The 337-nt window shown below is 58.5% G+C and carries 1 protein-coding gene; it reads left to right on the top strand.

Going from position 1 to position 337, the window contains the following annotated elements; all coding sequences use genetic code 11:
• The coding region (locus AF337_RS02215) for an aldehyde dehydrogenase family protein (RefSeq protein WP_152970863.1) at window positions 1-337 on the top strand (337 nt) is incomplete at both ends.

The raw sequence follows: 337 nt of genomic DNA, 5'->3' as shown, positions 1-337 counted from the left end.
AAATCGTTGACGCTGGAACTCGGCGGCAAGTCACCTTTCGTCGTTTTTGACGACGCCGATATCGACGGCGCCGTGGAAGGCGTCGTCGATGCGATCTGGTTCAACCAGGGACAGGTCTGCTGCGCCGGCTCGCGGCTTCTGGTCCAGGAAGGCATTGCCGATCTTTTCCATGAGCGGCTGAAGCGCCGCATGCAGACATTGCGGGTCGGTCAGCCTTTGGACAAGTGCATCGATATGGGTGCGATCATCGCGCCCGTGCAGTTGACGCGTATTGAAGCGCTGGTGAAAAAGGGAGTTTCAGAAGGCGCGACACTGCATCAGGCTAAGATCGACCTGC

The sequence above is a fragment of the Rhizobium ecuadorense genome (genome assembly GCF_001187535.1).
GTDB classification, from domain to species: domain Bacteria; phylum Pseudomonadota; class Alphaproteobacteria; order Rhizobiales; family Rhizobiaceae; genus Rhizobium; species Rhizobium ecuadorense.
Note: the sequence above shows the minus strand (reverse complement) of the source record. Positions and strands in the feature narration are given on the sequence as shown.